The organism is Maribacter sp. 1_2014MBL_MicDiv (assembly GCF_001865655.1).
GTDB classification, from domain to species: Bacteria; Bacteroidota; Bacteroidia; order Flavobacteriales; family Flavobacteriaceae; genus Maribacter; species Maribacter dokdonensis.
This window is the reverse complement of record NZ_CP011318.1, coordinates 446,967-466,163: the sequence shown is the minus strand read 5'-3', so window position 1 is coordinate 466,163 and position 19,197 is coordinate 446,967. Positions and strand designations below refer to the sequence as shown.

Below are 19,197 nucleotides of genomic sequence, written 5' to 3'. Positions count from 1 at the left end.
GTTAAGCTATGTACACAATAAAAATATCAAAAAGGGTATTGATCGTCTTTATCGGGATGTTGTTCTACACGATTAGCTGTAGTGATGACATTCTTGATCAGACCAACCCAAATGTAATTACCCCAAATTCATTTTGGAATACCGAGGAAGATGCAGAAAAGGGAATCATCGGTGCATATAGTCCATTTACCAATATTTGGTACTATACTAGATTTGAGATTTTCACATCAGATTATAGAGATGATGTCGTAAACGGGTTCAATACTTCAGAACGTACCGCTGTAGGTTATTTCAGTGGTACATCAGAAAGTAATGCCACATTTTGGGTGTGGAGTGCTATGTACCAATGCGTTACTAGGGCAAACGAGGTGTTGTTCAATGTTCCGAACATAGAAATGGATGCCGATTACAAAGACAATATTTTAGGTGAAGCCTATTTTATTAGGGCATTCAACTATTTCAATTTGGTCAATAACTGGTTAAATGTTCCATTGATTACAACGCCAATTTCTGAAATTGAGCAACCGAATCTTATAGAGCAGGCAGATCCTGCAGAAGTTTGGGCCTTAATTGAATCTGATTTGAAGAATGCGCAAGCGTTATTGCCAGATTCTTGGTCAGCTGACGATATTGGAAGGGTAACGAGTGGTGCGGCAACAGGAATGTTGGGAAAAGTTTTCTTGTATCAAGAGAAATACGCCGAGGCAAAGGCAGAATTTGAAAAGGTTATGGATGGACGCTACCAATTGGCAGAGGATTATACGCATAACTTTACTGAGGCTTATGAGAATAATGTGGAATCCTTATTCGAAATTCAGTTGATTTCTGATGGAAATTCCGGGTGGGGCGCTGATGCTCCGGGAGTTGGGAAAGGAGCTGCTTTCCAACCCGATTTGGCTCCTAAAGGTTTTACCAATCAAGATGGAATGCGAATCAACGAATGGGTTTTAGATTTGTACAATGATGAAACTACGGTCAACGGAGAAATGGATCCTAGGGCTTTCGCGACCTTGTTTTTTAACTCAAATGATTCAACAGAATATAGAGGTAGGTATTTAAAATCAAGAACTTATGGTAATAAAACCTACGCCGAAGCCTTATCTGAAGATGGTACCGATATTTTTGCCAATAAATACTTGGATTGGGAATATAACGGTTTTACAGAATCTCAACAGCTAGGCTGGTACGGATCGGGAAACAATGTTAGAATTCTAAGATATGCAGATATTCTACTCATGTTCGCAGAGGCAGAGTTTATGCTCAACGGTTCTTCTCAAGCCGCGTTAGATGCCATAAACCAAGTTAGGGAAAGGGCTGATATGCCCCCGCATGCAAGTATTACCATGCAAGATATTGAAGATGAAAGGGTAAAAGAATTGTCTCTTGAACGTACTCGATATTTTGACCTTTTACGCTGGGACAGAGTTGTTGAACGAATCGTAAATAATCCCGAATTAAAATCGGAAAGTGCTGGTACTAGTGCCTATAAAGCAGGTAGAGAGTATATTGCAATCCCACAAAATGAGATTGATGGTAACCCAAATTTTAAACAAAATCCGGGGTATTAAAGAGAGTTTAGTTATGGCGGCCAAGGGTCGCCATTTCTATTATTAACCTTAAACTTCCCGTATATTATATATTTATCATTAAAAAATAAAAGCTCAATACATATCAGAATGAAAAAAGTCTTTAAAATTTTAATGTTTGCATTGGTGCTTTCATCTTTGGCTTGTAACGAAAAATCGACAGATGCTATAGAAGAAAAAAAACAGCCAAATATCATTTTCATCATGGCAGATGATCATACTACGCAAGGTTTGGGCGTTTATGGTAGCAGGTTGGCATCATTGAACCCAACGCCAACATTGGATAAATTGGCAAATGAGGGCATGTTGATGGAAAATGTGTTTGTAAACAATTCTATTTGCGTACCAAGTAGGGCGGCCATTATATCAGGACAAAGAGCACAGACCAACGGTGTGCTAGATTTGGAAGGTGCCTTACCACCAGCGAAGCAATACCTGCCAAAAGAGATGAAAAAATTAGGTTACCAAACGGCAATTATAGGTAAGTGGCATTTGCATGATGAACCTGCGGAATTTGACTATTACAAGGTACTTCCGGTACAAGGCAAATATTTTAATCCTGATTTTAGAGTTCGTGGAGAGCAAGAATGGCCAAACAATGTAGTACAGACAGAAGGGCATTCTACAGACGTTATTACGGACAATACTATTGAATGGTTAGATAAAGGAAGAGATAAAACTAAACCTTTCTTTTTAATGCATCATTACAAAGCACCACATGACGATTTTGAAAATGCCCCACGTTACAATGATTATCTGGCAGATACCTTTATTCCGGAACCAGAGAGTTTATATGATAATAAGAACAATGGTTCGGTAGCTACTAGGGGATCGAACGATTCCCTATCGCGCATTATTGGTTCATCGGTCTCTAGACGTAATTTAATTCGTAATCAGGCAATGAATATTTATACAGATAGCTCTATTTATAAACAATATAGAGATCAAAATACTATTGGGATAGATGAGCATAAAAAATGGCAGTTGACACCAGAAGAAAAAGAAATAACCTCAAAGGTGTATCAAGATTACTTAAAGCGCTATTTGCGTTGCGTAAAGGGTGTAGATGATAATGTAAAAAGACTGATTCATTATTTGGAGGAAAATAATCTGTTAGAGAATACTATTATTGTGTACACCGGTGATCAAGGTTTTATGTTGGGCGAACATGATTATATAGACAAAAGATGGATGTACGATGAATCTATGCGTATGCCTTTCTTTGTTCGTTATCCTGAAAAAATTAAAGCAGGTACACGTTCAGATGCTATGGTAAATAATACTGATTTTGCTCCTACTCTTATTGAAATGGCAGGTGGGTCTGCGCCAGATTACATGCAAGGGAGAAGTTTTAAATCAATATTGGAAACAGGGGAAGAACCGGCAGATTGGCCGCAATCTACTTATTATCGTTATTGGATGCATATGGCACACAGACATCAGAATCCGGCACATTTTGGGCTTAGAACTAAAGATTATAAGTTGATATTTTTTTACGGCAGGTATTGGGTAGATACGGACGACCCCAACGCTGAATATAATAAAGCTAGCTGGGGTAATGATTTTAGCAATAAAACACCGGTAGCGTGGGAATTCTATGATTTAAAGAACGACCCAAAGGAAATGAACAATGCTTATAATGACCCAAACTATACAGAAGTTATTGCTGAATTAAAAGAAGAGTTGATAAAGGTTAGGGAAGAATTAAATGAAACCGATATAAATTACCCACACATACAAAAGGTAATTGATGCCCATTGGAATGATTGATAGCCATAGTTCCATAAATAGAAAAAGCCAACTTGTTAAAGTTGGCTTTTTTGTTAAAGCTATGACAGACTGCTAGTAAATTGATTGATAGTTTTTAAAATGGTTTTACGTAGCGTTTATTATTTTTCTAGTTGAAATATTTGTTCTAAAGCTATCCACTTTTCACCTTTTTTTGCCCATGGAAGTTCTTGTTGAAATCCCCACATCAGTTCTTCCCATTCTTGAACCTTTGGGTTTTCCGCATCCATTTTAGACTTCTTATCGGGATCAAAAGAAGCATCGACTTCCATAATCATGAACATTCTATTACCTGTAAGGTAGATTTGCATATCTATGATACCGGCATCTTTAATGCTCTTTGTAATTTCTGGCCATGCATTGCCTTCTGCATGGTACTTTTTGTACTCCACAATTAATTCTGGGTTATCTTTTAAATCGCAAGCAAAACAAAGACGTTTATTTAAACTCATAAAATGGATTAATTAGTTGGTATGATATTTTTTATAAACTGTTCTTCCGTAAAAGGCAACTACACCAAGACAAATAAGTGATAGTACAAATGAAAATCTCATTTCTGTAACTCCAAAAATAGTAATGTCCTCATATCCAACACCACCTAAATCTAGCATATAACCCTGTAAAAAGGGGAGTAGTGCTCCCCCAACAATAGCCATGACCAAAAATGCAGCTCCAAATTTGGCATCTTCACCTTGGCCTTCTAAAGCAATACCGTAAATGGTGGGAAACATAATGGACATGAACAACGAGGTTGTCACTAATGAATATATACCTAACATACCCGGTAAAAATATTGCGCCCAGCAGGGTTAGCATTCCACCTAATCCAAAAAGCATTAATAATTTTCCAGAGTCTATTTTGGCCATAAGGGCAGTACCTATGGTTCTACCTATCAGAAAAACAATGTAGCCGGCTAAACCGTACCAAACGGCAGATTTTGCGTCAATGGCAAGTGTTTCGGCGTATTGGTACACGTAGGTCCAACACATAATCTGGGCACCTACATAAAAAGCTTGTGTGACCACACCAAAAGCAAACTTTGGTTGTTTCCATAATCGTTTTACGGAGTCTTTAAAAACCACCTTTGCCTCTTGATGTTTGTTTTGTGGCATCTTAACCACGCTGATCAATACAAAAAATATCAAAACTACAAGTCCTAAGAGTACATATGGATTTCTAATAATTTCCAGGTCAGATGTTCTAATGACGGCTTTGGCACTTTCGTTCAATGTGTCAAAAATAGGAACACCATCTACTGTTGTGTCATCGGATTGTAATGCGCCCAATACAAAGTTTTGAGCCACCAATAGCCCTAAAATAGAACCCATTGGGTTGAACATTTGGGCAAAATTCAAACGTCTGGTGGCTGTTTCTTCTGCACCCATAGAAAGAATGTACGGGTTAGATGTAGTTTCTAAAAACGCCAACCCAAAAGTTAGTACATACAATGCCGATAAAAAGAAAGGGTAGCTTTCATAGGCAGCTGCCGGATAAAATAGCAATGTGCCTATGGCATATAATGCCAAGCCTAATAAAACCCCTTTTTTATAAGAGTATTTATTTACGTATAAAGCAGCGGGAATAGCCATGGTAAAATAACCACCATAAAATGCTAACTGTACCAAAGATGCTTGCTTGTTGGATAATTCCAGTACTTTTTGAAAACCGCGTACCATTGGGTTGGTCATATCATTTGCCAAGCCCCATAAAGCAAACAGAGAAGTAATCAATATAAATGGCACCAATACTGATTTGGCAACAACAGGTATTTTTTCAGATGTGTTCATAAGGATTGGTAGGTTTTGTAGAATTATTTTTCGGATAATAAAGATCGGTCTAGATGCACATAGCCACCATCAACGGTTATAAATTGGCCCGTGGTGTGTGATGATCTTTCTGATATAGCGAATAATACGGCATCGGAAATTTCTAAGGGAGAGGTCATTCTGTTTTCAAACGGAATGTTCTTTACAATAGATTGTAATTTTTCATCGCCATTATCTAAACTGTTGATCCAGTTTTCATAGGCTGGTGTCCAACTTTCAGCAATAATCAAAGCATTACTACGAATGCCGAACGGAATTAAATCTACCGCCCATTCACGGGTTAAGCCAAGAACACCACCTTTGGATGCCGCATAGCCAGAAGTACCGCCCTGTCCCGTAAGTGCAACTTTGGAACCTACGTTTAAAATATTGCCTTTCGCCTTTTTTAAGTAGGGTAGGCAAAACTTGGTCATGGCAAAAAAACTGACCAGATTAAGCTGTAAAGAGCGCATAAATTTCTCTATGCTATCTTCCAGTCCAACCGTGTCGTTAACACCAACATTATTGATCAAGGCATCTATTTTACCATATTTATCACCAATGACCTTGGCAGCTTTTTCTATTTGGGCAACATCGGTTAAATCGGTCTTTACAAAAATGCTGTCCACACCTTTGTCCTGTAGTTCTTGTTCATATTCGAATCCGCGATTATTTCTACATACTATTACCGGTATAGCACCTTCTTTGGCTAATTCTTCTACAATAGTTTGCCCAATACTGCCTCTTAAACCTGCAGCACCTGTTATAACTACTATTTTATCTTTTAGTCTTAAATCCATACTTTATAAATTATAAAATTCCACCGCGTTATTGCCCATTATTTTAGCCTTTTCATCGGTGCTAAAATCTGTAATATATTTGGTGATCAGTTCTTTTACTTGAGCGTAACTGCCAGCAACTAAACACACCGGCCAGTCGGAACCAAATAAGCATCTATCAGCTCCAAAAGAGGCTAAAACTAGATCTAGATATTTCTTAATATCTACAGGTTTCCAATTGTTATAGTCGGCTTCCGTTATCATGCCCGATAATTTGCAATACACGTTTTCGTGTGATGCTATTTCTTTCATCAATGATGCCCATCCATCATAAAAACCATCTTTTATATAGGGTTTTGCTATATGGTCAATCACAAATTTTTGATTTGGAAATTGCTTTACAAACTCTAAAGTTGCCCCAAGTTGATGCGGAAATATTAGAATGTCGTAGGTGTAGCCATATTGCTCTAGCTGTTTAATTCCGTTTAAAAAAGGTTTTCTCAATAAGAAGTTTGGGTCGGGTTCGCCTTGTACCACATGCCTAAATCCTTTGACAATTGTATTGTTACAAAATTTTTCCAAATCCTTTTCAATGGTAGAAGCACGAAAATCTACCCAACCAACAACGCCTTTTATAAAGTCATTTTCTGATGCTAAATCAATTAAAAAATTGGTTTCTTCTATGGTTTGGTCCGCTTGTACGGCAACACATCCATCAATCTCATTTACTTTTAATTCGGTAATAAGATCCCTTGGCATAAAATCTCTTCTAATAACAGCCATGTCATCATCTATCCAAGCATGCTTTTGAGGTTCGTACCGCCAAAAATGTTGATGTGCATCTATCGTCATAGTCAGTTTGTCTTTTGTTACTTTTGGTTTATTAGGCTTATGGCTTCTTCAAATCCGTACTGTTCTATATTGCTGAGGTTATTGGTTATGTTGCTCGTTAATCCTGATATTTGGTTGAGGTCTTCATTCCATATATCGGCATTGCCCAAAATTTGGGAGGTCAATGTATTTAGATCGATATTATTTTCTCTGAATTGCTGCCAGGTGTTGGAGAAGTATTCAAGTATTGAAGACTTATCGTTTAGGTCTATCTTTTCATTATCAAAACTCCCTTCATAAAAGCGTAGCAAGGCACTTAATGCAAATGTGATGTGTGCAGGAAGTCTTCCTTTTATTCCTAGGTAATCTTTTAATGTAGGAAGTAAACGTGTTACAAATTTTGAGGTACTGTTTAATGAAATACTGATCAGTTTATGTTCTAAAGCCGGATTTTTAAACCTGGTAAGCACATCATTGGCAAATTGTTGTTTATAATCTTGTGGAAAATCTAAAGTAGTTAACACCTCGTTCATCAATACACCTTTAATGAAATTAACAACCAAAGCATTGTTCATGGCGTCTTTAACCAAGCGTTCCCCTAAAAGGTATGCAACGGGTACCATTGAGGTATGTGCACCATTTAGAATACGAACCTTTAAATTTCTGTACGAAGCTAGATCGGATACTAATTCAATATTTAAATCAGTTTCTTGAAAAGGAAATTCGGCTAAAATATCTTCTGGCCCTTCTAGTAACCAACTATGATATAATTCACCGGCAACAGCAAGTTTATCCGTATATCCAAGCTTGGCTTCTATCTCTTCAATTTTATCTTTAGGATACCCGGAAACTATACGGTCTACTAATGTATTATAGAATATACATGAATTAGAAATCCAGTTTTTAAATGCATCGGTCAAAGACCAATGATCTGCATATTGTAAAATACATTGCTTTAAGGTTTCCCCATTTTTTTCGATAAGCTCAACAGGTAAAAGCATACAACCTTTGTCCTTATCACCCTTAAAATGCGCAAAGCGATGAAAAAGCCAAACCGTCAGCTTTGCAGGAAACTCTTTTGGCGGATGGTTATCAAAGGCATCATCGGTATTAAAAACAATTCCTGCTTCCGTAGTGTTCGATATAATAAAACGAAGTTCAGGAAGCTTGGCAAGTGACAAATAAGCATCCCACTCCGAATAGGGATTTACTACTTCTTGAATGCAGTCGACTACCGTTAAATCTTGCTCAAAAGTGTCGTTCGCATAACCTTCAAGGTTTACGGAAAACAATCCGTCTTGTGATTTAAGTTCTTGGTAGTCACCACGTTCTGTGGGTTTAATTACAGCAATACCTGCATTAAATTCTGTGGTGCTGTTTATTTTTTGAATACTGATATCTACAAAGGCTCTTAAAAAATTACCACCACCAAATTGCATTACTTTAATTGGTAGTGATTTACGGTTTTTAACTGCGTTGTTGTTTAATAAATTCATAAGTTTTTTATAATGATATTCCTCTTTTCCAAGGTATAAAATCGTCTTGTCCTAATCGTACCGCATTGGGTACCTTCTCTCCGCTGGCCACTGCGATTATATACTCCAGTAACTCTTCTCCCTTGCTTTCTATGGTAGCAGAAGCCTCAATAATACCACCGGTATTAAAGTCTATTATGTCTGCCATACGCTCACTTAATGTGGTATTGCTCGCTATTTTAATGGTAGGGGCAATAGGGTTTCCAGTGGGTGTACCCAAACCTGTAGTAAAGCAAATTATATTACAACCAGACCCTGCAAGTCCCGTTGTACTTTCAACATCATTACCTGGTGTACACAGTAAATTCAAGCCTTTTTTAGTTACCGGTTCTGTATAATCGAGAACATCGGTAATAATTGAGGTTCCTCCTTTTTTAGCAGCTCCGGCGGACTTCATTGCGTCGGTAATGAGTCCGTCTTTAATATTACCTGGAGACGGATTATTCTCAAATCCTGACCCCACTTCCTCGGCACGTTTGGCATAGGTTTGCATTAAACCTGCAAATTTCTCTGCATTTTCTTTGGTTTGGCACCTATTTAAAAGTTCTTGTTCTACACCGTTCAGTTCTGGAAATTCTGCAAGTACTGTTGATGCACCCAGCGCCACTAACATATCGGAAACATGCCCCAAGGCAGGGTTGGCAGATATACCTGAAAACCCGTCTGAACCACCACATTCCAAGCCGAGGGTTAGTTTGCTAAGTGGTGCTTTGCTACGTTTGGTGTTGTTGGCCTCTATTAAGCCTAAAAAGGTTTGTTTAACTGCATCTTCAATAAAATGTTGTTCACTTTTACTTTGTTGTTGTTCTAGTATAACAAGTGGTTTAGAAAATTGAGCATCCCTTTTATTAATGGCATCTTCTAGTATAGGAATCTGAGCGTTTTGGCAACCAAGACTTAATACGGTAGCACCTGCTACATTGGGGTTGGTAATATAGCCTGCCAATAAATTACAAAGCGTATCGCTATCTTGTCTAATACCACCGCAACCACCATCATGTGTTAAAAATTTAATACCGTCTACATTGGGGAAAACCTGCTCGTCCGTATTTGGAATTTCAGGTTTTATAATATTGCTTTGTAAAAAATCTTCCTTACTAGAGCGATTTCTATAATGCTGTATTAGTGTCTCCGTAGAAATAATGTCATCACTGGACGATTTGTAACCCAATGGTTTTAACAAGGCGGTTTTTAATACTTCTACATTCCTATTCTCGCAAAAAACCAAAGGGATCACCAACCAATAATTAGAAGTACCTACACTGCCATCTTTTCTATGGTAGCCCATAAAGGTTCGGTCTTTAAAATTTTCGATATCTGGCGGTGTAAAATTCCAATGTTGGTCCGCTACTTGATAGCTGGCCGCTGCATGAACCAAATTCTCAGTAGTAATAGCCTCACCAATTTGAATGGGAACAAGAGCTTTACCAACAATAGAACCATACATATATACCAAAGCATCTTTCTTAATAGGAGATAGGGCAAACTTATGTTTGGCCTTTACCTTTTTTGGAATAGGAATGGTAACATTATTATGAATTATTTGTGTGCCTTCTGGTATATCTTGTAAGGCAACAAGTATATTATCTTTTGGATGAATGAGTAAAAATCTGTTATCCATAAATTCGTTTACAAGCGTTTGTGAAATAATACCAAATTAGTTGCATTCTATTTCATATCAAATTTAGAAAGTGACCATCGCTTTAATCACCCCGGTTTCAGGTTTTAACCAAGAATCAAAATTGGCAATCATTTCTGTGTAAGGTACGGTATGCGTAACAAAAGAAGCTATGGGAAATTGGTCAATAACATGGATTATATATTCAAAATCTGCCAAGGTTGCATTTCTACTACACATAATGGTAGATTCTTTTGCGTGTATTGCGGGGTGGTTAAAGGTTAAATCTCCTTTTGACAATCCGACCAATACATATCGCCCCCCATGTGCCATATAATTTGGTCCGCTTTCCAAGGCAAATTTATTACCGGAGGCATCGAAAACTGCTGTGGCCAAATCGTTATTGGTAATTTCATTCACTTTTGCGACCGCATCTTCATCAGCTTTAACAATAAAGTCTACACCGATTTTTTCTTTGGCATAATCTAAACGTTGTTGATTGACATCAATGGCAATTACCTTGGCACCTTGTAATTGTGCCAATTTCATAATTCCAATACCAATGGGACCACAACCAATAACCGCAACGGTTTCTCCTTTTATAATTTGTGCTCTTCGTAATGCATGCGCACCAATTGCCAAGGGTTCTACAATAGCCATTTGTTCAAGGCTCAGGTTGTTTGCCGGTAACAATAACTCTATTGGTACGGTTATAATCTCTTGCATACCACCATCGGTATGCACACCTAAAACCTTAATATTGGTACAACAATTTGTCTTACCAGCTTTACAGGCAACACATTTATTACAACTTATATAAGGCATGACTACTACCTTATCACCTTGTTTGAGCCCTTTTGAATTAGGTTCTATAGCAATAATTTCAGCAGCAAGTTCATGACCTAAAATACGTGGATAGTTAAAAAAAGCTTGATTGCCCGCATAGGCATGCAGATCTGTACCACATATACCAACTCTTTTAATTTTTAGAGTAGCTTCATTAGGTTTAGCTACAGGTGCTTCTTTATCTTTTAGGGTAAACGTGCCGGGTTCTTCGCAAGTTATATATTTCATTATCGTAAGTGTTCAAATGCAAGTGGTCGTTTAAAAACGCACCCCGTTAGGGGTGCATCATTTAATTAAAACTAACACAAACAATTATTTTAAGACTAAATTTTATCTGCAAGGGTAATTTCTAGGCAAAAGGCGTGATCACCTTTCTTTTCTCCAAGGTTTGCTATTTCAAGACCGTTATTGGTTTGCTTATATGCAATTTCATTATCTGATCCCAATAACGTAATAGATTTAATATCTAGACCCTCTGCGTTGGTGTTTCCCAAAGCCAAGGTTTCAATGGTTACGGAATTGTTTTCTGGCCAGGCCAATAGAATGGCATAAAGCTTATTGTCTTTTTTAGTGAATCTAATATCTTGAGCCGTAAACCCTTTGTTTTCACCTTCAGAATGATGCCCTTTTTTAACCTCGGTAGGTCCTTCACCAAAAACGGTCCAATATTCGGTGTTGTAAATGGCATCACCATTTACTTTTAACCAATCGCCAATTTCAAAAAGTATTTTTTGTTGGTCCTCAGGAATACTACCATCTGCTTTAGGACCTATGTTTAAAAGTAGATTTCCATTTTTAGAAACGATATCGACTAAATCATCCACTAGTTCATTGGTGTTTTTAGATTCCCAATTGGTAACATAGCCCCATGAGTTTTTACCTATGGAAGTATCGGTCTGCCAAGGCAATTTTCTAATACCTGGCAATTTTCCTCTTTCTAGATCGTAGATAACAGTTCCTTCAGGAAAAGCCTCATGATCAAAATTTTTATCGTTTATGACTACTTCCTTGCCCCATTCTATTCCTTTATTATAGTAATATGCCGCTAGTTTTGGTCTGTATTCCTTAAAATCTGGTATATCTAAATAGAAATCGAACCATAGAATATCTGGTTGGTAATTGTCAATTAAATCAACCGTTCTATTCCACCATAATTTCTTGAACTCTTCAGAAACAGGTTCGGTCAGATCTTTACCTTTTGCAGAATATAAATCCGCAAATTCAGGATCTGTAGTGTCAAAGTGGTCCTTTTTATTATAGAAAGACCAGTTAAACGCATAGTGCGAAGAAGCGCCCATAATAAGACCTTCTTTGCGACCTTCTTTAAATAATTCGCCCAGAATATCCTTTTTAGGTCCCATGTCTACTGAATTCCATCTTGTGGTATTGGACTCATACATGGCAAAACCATCATGGTGGTCTGCAACGGGTATGACATATTTAGCGCCAGATTTTTTAAAAATATCTATCCATTGAGCAGCATCGAATTTTTCGCCTTTAAATAGAGGTATAAAATCTTTGTATCCAAAATCCTTTTGGTCACCATACTTCTCTTTATGATATAGGTACACCTCATTTGGTCCCAGTTGTTGATGTTTTAATTGTGCCGAAAAGGTGGCAGAATCCATATACATTCTTCTAGGGTACCATTCAGAACTATACGCTGGCACGGCATAGGCACCCCAGTGAATAAAAATGCCGAATTTTTGATCATTGAACCATTCCGGGTCTTTGTAGTTTTCTTTTATAGATTCCCAATTAGGCTCATAAATTTTCGTTGACTCAACGGTTTCTTTTTCCTTTTTTTCGGTTCGTGATTTACAGCCTATAACTAATGCTAACAATAGTAAAGGGTATACAAAGTACTTGTTCTTGTTCATGTAGTAATCGTTTATTAGATGTGTATCTAAGTAAGAGCTGCTAAATTCCGTTTTTTGTTTTATGGAATTCATAACAGATGTTTTAATGATTACAACAAATGGTTATCCTTGTTTTTTATTAGGTTTTATATGTATTTCTTTGGAATATGTTCAATTAATGATAACAAACTTTAAATAAAAATCAATTTATAATGCGGTTAAAAATTAGATTCTTTTGCTTGCTTTTGTGCACTGTACAGTTTTTAATGAGTCAGAAAAACAGTAAAAAATTGCCAAACATTATTTGGATAATGGCAGAAGATATTAGTTTAGATTTGGCGTGTTATGGTACCAAAGCGGTTAAGACACCCAACTTAGATCAAATGGCGGCAGATGGCATTCGCTTTAATAATTGTTTTGTGACCAACCCTATTTGTTCACCAAGTAGATCAGCCATGATTTTGGGTACACATCAACAAAAAAGCAATACTTACAATCACCGTAGTAATAGAGAGGTAGTATTGCCAAAACCATTTGTTCCCTTTACGCAATTATTAAGGGATGCGGGTTACACCACTATTTTGGGACATAAAGATGTGCGTGGAAAAGGAAGAAAGATCGATGTGAATTTTAAACATACACCTATTGGTACTTGGGACGGTGAATCAAATTTTGGTATTTATGATAAGTACGATGAGTTTCTGCCAAAAGATGCACCATTTTTTTCGCAGATAACATTGAACGTAACCCACAGGGGCGATTGGTGGGATGAAATCCGTGCAAAATCCAAACATCCTGTAAACCCCAATGATGTGGAGCTGCCACCATATTTGGCGGATAATCCCGTAATTAGGTTAGATTGGGCCAAGTATTTAGATCAGATGGAATATATGGATGCTGAAATTGGAATGCTTTTTAAAGAACTGGAACAAAAAGGACTTGCCGAGAATACAGTAGTAATTTTCATAGGTGATAATGGTAGGTGCAATATTAGAGGGAAGGGATATTTACACGATTCTGGCTTAAGAATTCCGTTATTGGTGAAATGGCCCAAAGGAATAGACAAGGGCCAAATAGATGACCGAATAGTAAGTTCAACAGATATAACGGCAACCATTTTAGATTTGGCACAGGTTAAAATTCCTGATTTTATGACCGGAAAATCATTTTTAGATGAGGATTTTGACCGAACCGAGGTATTTGCATCTCGCGATTTGTGGGATGAAATTCCGGAAAAAAGCAAAGCCATAACCACCAACAAGTTCAAGTACATCAGAAATTTTAAACCAGAGATTCCTTGGGATGCCCATCAAGCATATTTAGAATTTTATAGGCCTGCCGTACACGTAATGCGAAGCTTAAAAGAACAGGGTAAATTGAATAAAAATGAATTACTTTTCTTCGGATTAAAACCGGCAGAAGAGCTGTATGATTTAGAAAAAGATCCATTTGAACTGAATAATTTGGTTTTGGATGTTGAATATGCTGCCGTAGTACAAAAAATGAGACAGCAAACCTTAGATTACAATGAAGCCTTTAAACCAATCGGTGATACTTATGATCCTGTGCATGCGGAATCTGTAGACGTTTTAGAATGGGTTAAGAAAGAGAGACCAAAAGAATACCAAAGAATGTTGGCTGGTGAAGAAATTGGGTTTCACAAAATATCAAACGAATACAAGGAAACTATCAAATAAAAGTAGTATGAAAAGTGGTTTTTTAAAACAAATAGGGTGTATAATCGCCATCTTTATTGCAACAAGCTGTGGTGAGCAGAAAGAAAAAAAGGAAGAACAACCATCAAAAAACGAACAACCGAATATTGTCATCATTTATTTGGATGATTTGGGCTATGGCGATGTTGGGGCTTATGGCGCAACCGAATTAAAAACACCGAATATGGACAGGTTGGTCAATGAGGGTGTAAAGTTTACTTCCGGTTATGCCAGTTCTGCAACTTGTACGCCTAGTAGGTATGCATTGCTTACAGGTGAATATCCATGGCGAGTAAATGCGGCGATATTGCCAGGGACGGCACCATTGATAATAGATACCGATCAACCCACAATTCCTAAAATGCTAAAGAAAAAGGGATATCAAACAGGTATCGTAGGTAAGTGGCATTTAGGATTGGGCAACGGTAATGTAGACTGGAACCAAGAAATTACTCCCGGTCCCAATCAATTAGGTTTTGACTATTCGTACATATTAGCTGCCACGCAAGACAGGGTGCCAACAGTTTATATAGATAACGGCAAGGTTGATAATTTAGACCCTAACGATCCTATAGCAGTCAGTTATGAGGAAAATTTTGAAGGTGAACCAACAGGTAAGGGTAATCCTGAGTTGACCACCATGAAATGGCACCATGGCCACAACCAAAGTATAGTAAATGGTGTGCCTAGAATTGGCTATATGAAAGGTGGAGAAGCCGCCAAGTGGAACGATATTGATATGGCAGACCATTTTTTGGAAAAAGCTAAGACATACGTAGCTAGTCATAAAGACGCTCCGTTTTTCTTGTATTATGCCTTACAACAACCACATGTGCCAAGAACGCCACATCCTAGATTTGTAGGTGCATCGGGTATGGGGCCAAGGGGCGATGTAATCGTTGAGGCAGATTGGGTAATCGGCGAATTTTTAAAAGAACTGGAAACACAAGGTATCTTGGAGAACACGTTAATTGTGTTTACGAGTGATAATGGTCCTGTGCTAAATGACGGTTATTATGACAATGCCGTTGAAAAGTTGGGAGATCATACTCCGGCAGGGGGATTGAGAGGAGGAAAATATAGCCTTTTTGAAGCAGGTACCAGAGTCCCATTTTCGGTCTATTGGAAAGGAAAGATAACACCCAAAACATCTGATGCACTTGTTTGCCAAATAGATTTATATGCATCTCTTGCCGAACTAACAGGAGCAGAGTCTAAGTTACCCGATAGCCAAAATTTACTCAGCACATTTCTGGGGAAATCAGAAAAAGGCAGAGATCAGCTGATTATTGAGGCCGGTGGTAGAACCGCTCTTAGAAAAGGCGATTGGGCGTTTATACCCCCATATCCAGGCAGTGCAATTAATACTCAGGTGAATATAGAATTAGGAAATGATGAAGTGTATCAGTTATATAATCTGAAAAACGACTTAAGTCAACAGCATAATATAGCTGAAGAAAACCCAGAAAAACTAGAGGAACTCAAAACAGAATATGAAAACATTAGAGGAATAAGTAATGCTACTGTGCCAGAGTTGGAATTGCATTAAAAATAGTTGTTAGTTTAATTTTTTGAGAAGCACCCGAGAGGGTGCTTTTTTTTTGAAAAAGAAACTAATCTCTAGCATAAATTCTTTAGCAATAACAAATGTTCTAAACCTTGCCACACATGTTTTAAAAGTTTTACCCATAAGAAACTAACACTTAGTTTTAATAAAATAGAGCTTTAGAACGCATTTATGACCAAACATATTAAATCATTGTTTTTACTATGGTTAACTTGTATTAGTTTAACCGTAAACGGGCAACAGGCGAATACCAAATCGAAACCGAATATCGTTGTCATCTTAACAGACGATCAAGGTTGGTTAGATGTGGGGTTTAATGGAAGCACCGATATTCCCACGCCAAATTTGGATAATTTGGCAAAAGAAGGTGTCATATTCAAAAATGGGTATGTATCGCATCCGTATTGCAGTCCATCCAGAGCAGGGCTTTTGACCGGTAGATATCAAGCACGTTTTGGGCATGATTGTAATATGCCATATGATGGTGAAAATGATGCATCTGTAGGTACGCCACTATCTGAAAAGATGATATCGGAAGCTTTAAAAGAGCAAGGTTATGCTACAAGCGCAATAGGTAAGTGGCATGTAGGCGATCATGTTGATCTACACCCTCCTTGGCAAGGTTTTGACCATTGGTTCGGTTTTGCAGGCGGTGCAATGAATTATTGGGGAGAATCCAATGGGCAATTGCGCACCATATTCAGAAATGAAAAAAAAGTACCGGAAAGCGAATTATCGTATTTAACGGATGATTTCACCAATGAAGCCATCTCATTTATAGAGAATAACAAGCAAGATCCGTTTTTTATTTACTTGGCGTACAATGCGCCACATGCTCCAGACCACGCTACCAAACAATATTTAGAAAAGACCAAGCATATAGAATATGGCGGTAGAAGTGTTTATGCGGCCATGGTAAACGGGGTAGATGCAGGTGTTGGTAAAATTGATGCCTATTTAAAGGAAAAAGGGTTAAAAGAGAATACCATTTTGGTATTCTTGAGCGACAATGGCGGGCGTACCATGCATGCCAATAATGGTCCAAATAGAGGACATAAGGGAATGTTGTTTGAAGGCGGTATAAAAGTACCGTTCTTCATGGTTTGGCAAAATCATATTAAACCCAACGAAGCTTATGATGAGGTTGTAAGTTCCTTAGATTTATTTCCTACGCTACTCAATGCGGTAGGGGGTAATGTTAAAGGTGAAAAACAGCTAGATGGCGTAGACCTTTTACCATTTTTAGATCAAAAGAATGAAAAGCCGCATGAGACTTTATACTGGCGCAGCGTTGGCGGATTTGAGTATGCCGTAAGACACCAAGAATACAAATTATACAAGAGCGCTTACAAAGGCAGAACTATGCTTTTCAATTTAGAAAAAGATCCCTTGGAACGTCATGATATTGCTGAAAACCACCCTGAGATTATTACAAAATTAGAAGCCTTATACACAGCGTGGGATAGCAAAAATGTGGCGCCAGGTTGGGTAGACCCGCATCCGGAAAATGTCATTAAAGAGGAGAAGAATTTTAGAATGATCAGAGAAAAATCACTTAGACCAAAAAATTAAGTATATGAATGTAAACACCCATTTTGCCAGATCACTAACTGTTTTGATTATTACGCTGATCTTTAGAGTGGTACAGGCACAAGAACAGCCTAATTTTATTTTCATTTTAACCGATGACCAATCTTATGGCATGATGGGCTGTACCGGTAATGAAGTAGTACAGACTCCCAATATTGATAAGTTGGCAAAAGACGGTGTACTTTTTACGAACGCACATATTACCAGCGCCATATGTACACCAAGTAGGGCAAGTATTTTAACAAGCCAGTTTGAACGTAAACACGGTATAAATTTTAATTCGGGTACCAGTATGTCAGAGGAAGGGTGGAATAATACCTACCCTATGGTGCTTCGTGAAAACGGTTACTATTCTGGGTGGATAGGTAAAAACCATTTGCCTGTTGGTGATGGTGGTTATACCAGTGGTTTAATGGATAAGAGCTTTGATTATTGGTATGCCGGGCATGGTCATTTGACCTTTTACCCAAAAGAGAGACATAAGATATTCAAGCATGCAAAAGATGATACCCAGGTTGAGATTATAAGCGAAGGAATTTCAGATTTCCTGTCTAATGAGCAAAAATTACAAGGTGCACAAAAGTTTTTAGATCAGCGACCAAAAGATAAACCATTCGTGCTTTCGGTCAACTTCAATTTACCACATGATGCCAGCGCATCTACCATGGCGCAAAGAGAATCCGATGATGAAATCTATAAAACTTTGTATGACGATGTAGATTTAAAATTGCCTAAGAATTACATTGCTAAAAAAGATATTGTACATCCTAAATTACCACCGGAAATTCACAAAACAGATGATAGACAAGAGGGGTATGACTATGTAGATCATCCAGATAGTCTGCTGGCAAGATATCAATTAAGATTACAAGCTATGACAGGCATTGACCGTATGGTGGGCGAACTTAGAAAAACGCTAAAAGCCCAAAAATTGGATAAGAATACCATTATCGTTTTTACATCTGATCATGGTTTGTTTATGGGGCAATTTGGTATTGGTGGTAAAGCCCTTTGTTATGAAATAACTACGCATGTACCGTTAATTATTTATGATCCAAACGAGAAAAAATCGAATAGGGGTAGAAAGTCCGACGCTCTGGTACAAAGTATAGATATTGCTCCAACTTTACTTAAAAAAGCAGGTATTCTGGTACCGGATACGTATCAAGGTAGAGATTTATCGCCACTATTATCACAAGAAAAAAGCGACGTTAGGAATTATTTATACACAGAAAATTTATGGTCTACCCAGTTTGGGAATCCAAGATGCGAAGCTGTTAGAGACAAACATTGGAAATATATTCGATACTACAAGAACGAAAATTTTTCGGCACAAAAAAAGATTGAGACAGCAAAGCAAATGGGCATTAAGATGACGGCGATGTTATATAAAGTCCATGATCCGGATATCGCCCTGTATCGCTCATTCGTAGAGGGACCATTACAAGGCGAAAAAGCAGTCTATGAAGAACTGTTCGATCTGGAAAATGACCCAGATGAAACTACCAATTTAGCAGGGGTAGCGGAACATGCATCGGTATTGGAAAAATTGAGAACCGTGTGGAAAGAGAAAATAACCTTTGCCAGAGGAAATGAGGCACCAAAAGTGTTGCGGTATACCTCTGATAGTGAATCGGAACGTGGTGTAATCATAGAACCAAAATAATAGATAATTTAC

At 37.8% G+C, this 19,197-nt stretch carries 14 protein-coding genes; 6 read left to right on the top strand and 8 right to left on the bottom strand.

Annotated features, from left to right (window positions below; all coding sequences use genetic code 11):
- Nucleotides 1–8: 8 nt before the first annotated feature.
- Together YQ22_RS01975 and YQ22_RS01970 are read left to right on the top strand one after the other, a co-directional pair.
- Entirely contained in the window at nt 9–1,568 is a 1,560-nt protein-coding gene (locus tag YQ22_RS01975; RefSeq protein ID WP_071339871.1) for a RagB/SusD family nutrient uptake outer membrane protein, read from the top strand.
- A 108-nt stretch (nt 1,569–1,676) separates the two neighbouring features.
- Nucleotides 1,677–3,356: a sulfatase family protein gene (locus tag YQ22_RS01970; RefSeq protein WP_071339870.1), complete on the top strand. Its 1,680-nt coding sequence runs from the start codon at nt 1,677–1,679 to the stop codon at nt 3,354–3,356.
- Between the two features lie 119 nt (nt 3,357–3,475).
- Here the strand turns inward: YQ22_RS01970 and YQ22_RS01965 are convergent, their stop codons facing one another.
- The 8 genes from YQ22_RS01965 to YQ22_RS01930 all read right to left on the bottom strand — a co-directional run bounded on the left by YQ22_RS01965 (nt 3,476) and on the right by YQ22_RS01930 (nt 12,668).
- Nucleotides 3,476–3,826 (bottom strand): L-rhamnose mutarotase, encoded by a 351-nt coding sequence (locus tag YQ22_RS01965; RefSeq protein WP_071339869.1) that lies wholly within the window; start codon nt 3,824–3,826, stop codon nt 3,476–3,478.
- A gap of 12 nt (nt 3,827–3,838) precedes the next feature.
- Nucleotides 3,839–5,161: an L-fucose:H+ symporter permease gene (gene fucP / locus YQ22_RS01960; protein ID WP_071339868.1), complete on the bottom strand. Its 1,323-nt coding sequence runs from the start codon at nt 5,159–5,161 to the stop codon at nt 3,839–3,841.
- Nucleotides 5,162–5,184: 23 nt separating this feature from the next.
- The gene (locus tag YQ22_RS01955) at nt 5,185–5,979 is read right to left on the bottom strand and encodes an SDR family oxidoreductase (protein ID WP_071339867.1); all 795 of its coding nucleotides are present in this window, start codon (nt 5,977–5,979) and stop codon (nt 5,185–5,187) included.
- Nucleotides 5,980–5,982: 3 nt separating this feature from the next.
- Nucleotides 5,983–6,810 (bottom strand): amidohydrolase family protein, encoded by an 828-nt coding sequence (locus YQ22_RS01950; protein WP_071339866.1) that lies wholly within the window; start codon nt 6,808–6,810, stop codon nt 5,983–5,985.
- Nucleotides 6,811–6,827: 17 nt separating this feature from the next.
- Nucleotides 6,828–8,285: a tagaturonate reductase gene (locus YQ22_RS01945; RefSeq protein WP_071339865.1), complete on the bottom strand. Its 1,458-nt coding sequence runs from the start codon at nt 8,283–8,285 to the stop codon at nt 6,828–6,830.
- 7 nt (nt 8,286–8,292) lie between these two features.
- A complete protein-coding gene (locus YQ22_RS01940) occupies nt 8,293–9,945 on the bottom strand; it encodes a UxaA family hydrolase (RefSeq protein ID WP_071339864.1) in 1,653 nt (550 codons plus the stop codon).
- Between the two features lie 63 nt (nt 9,946–10,008).
- Entirely contained in the window at nt 10,009–11,016 is a 1,008-nt protein-coding gene (locus YQ22_RS01935; protein ID WP_071339863.1) for a zinc-binding alcohol dehydrogenase family protein, read from the bottom strand.
- Between the two features lie 95 nt (nt 11,017–11,111).
- Nucleotides 11,112–12,668, bottom strand: a complete 1,557-nt coding sequence (locus YQ22_RS01930) for an alpha-L-fucosidase (protein WP_071342467.1) — start codon at nt 12,666–12,668, stop codon at nt 11,112–11,114.
- 245 nt (nt 12,669–12,913) lie between these two features.
- Here YQ22_RS01930 and YQ22_RS01925 point away from each other — a divergent pair, with 245 nt between their 5' ends.
- The 4 genes from YQ22_RS01925 (at nt 12,914) to YQ22_RS01910 (ending at nt 19,185) form a co-directional block, all read left to right on the top strand.
- Nucleotides 12,914–14,344, top strand: coding sequence for a sulfatase-like hydrolase/transferase (locus tag YQ22_RS01925; protein WP_071339862.1), 1,431 nt, complete (start codon nt 12,914–12,916; stop codon nt 14,342–14,344).
- 7 nt (nt 14,345–14,351) lie between these two features.
- Nucleotides 14,352–15,911: a sulfatase family protein gene (locus tag YQ22_RS01920; RefSeq protein ID WP_071342466.1), complete on the top strand. Its 1,560-nt coding sequence runs from the start codon at nt 14,352–14,354 to the stop codon at nt 15,909–15,911.
- Nucleotides 15,912–16,100: 189 nt separating this feature from the next.
- Nucleotides 16,101–17,501: a sulfatase family protein gene (locus YQ22_RS01915; protein WP_071339861.1), complete on the top strand. Its 1,401-nt coding sequence runs from the start codon at nt 16,101–16,103 to the stop codon at nt 17,499–17,501.
- A gap of 4 nt (nt 17,502–17,505) precedes the next feature.
- A complete protein-coding gene (locus YQ22_RS01910; protein ID WP_071339860.1) occupies nt 17,506–19,185 on the top strand; it encodes a sulfatase-like hydrolase/transferase in 1,680 nt (559 codons plus the stop codon).
- The last annotated feature ends 12 nt before the right edge of the window (nt 19,186–19,197 follow it).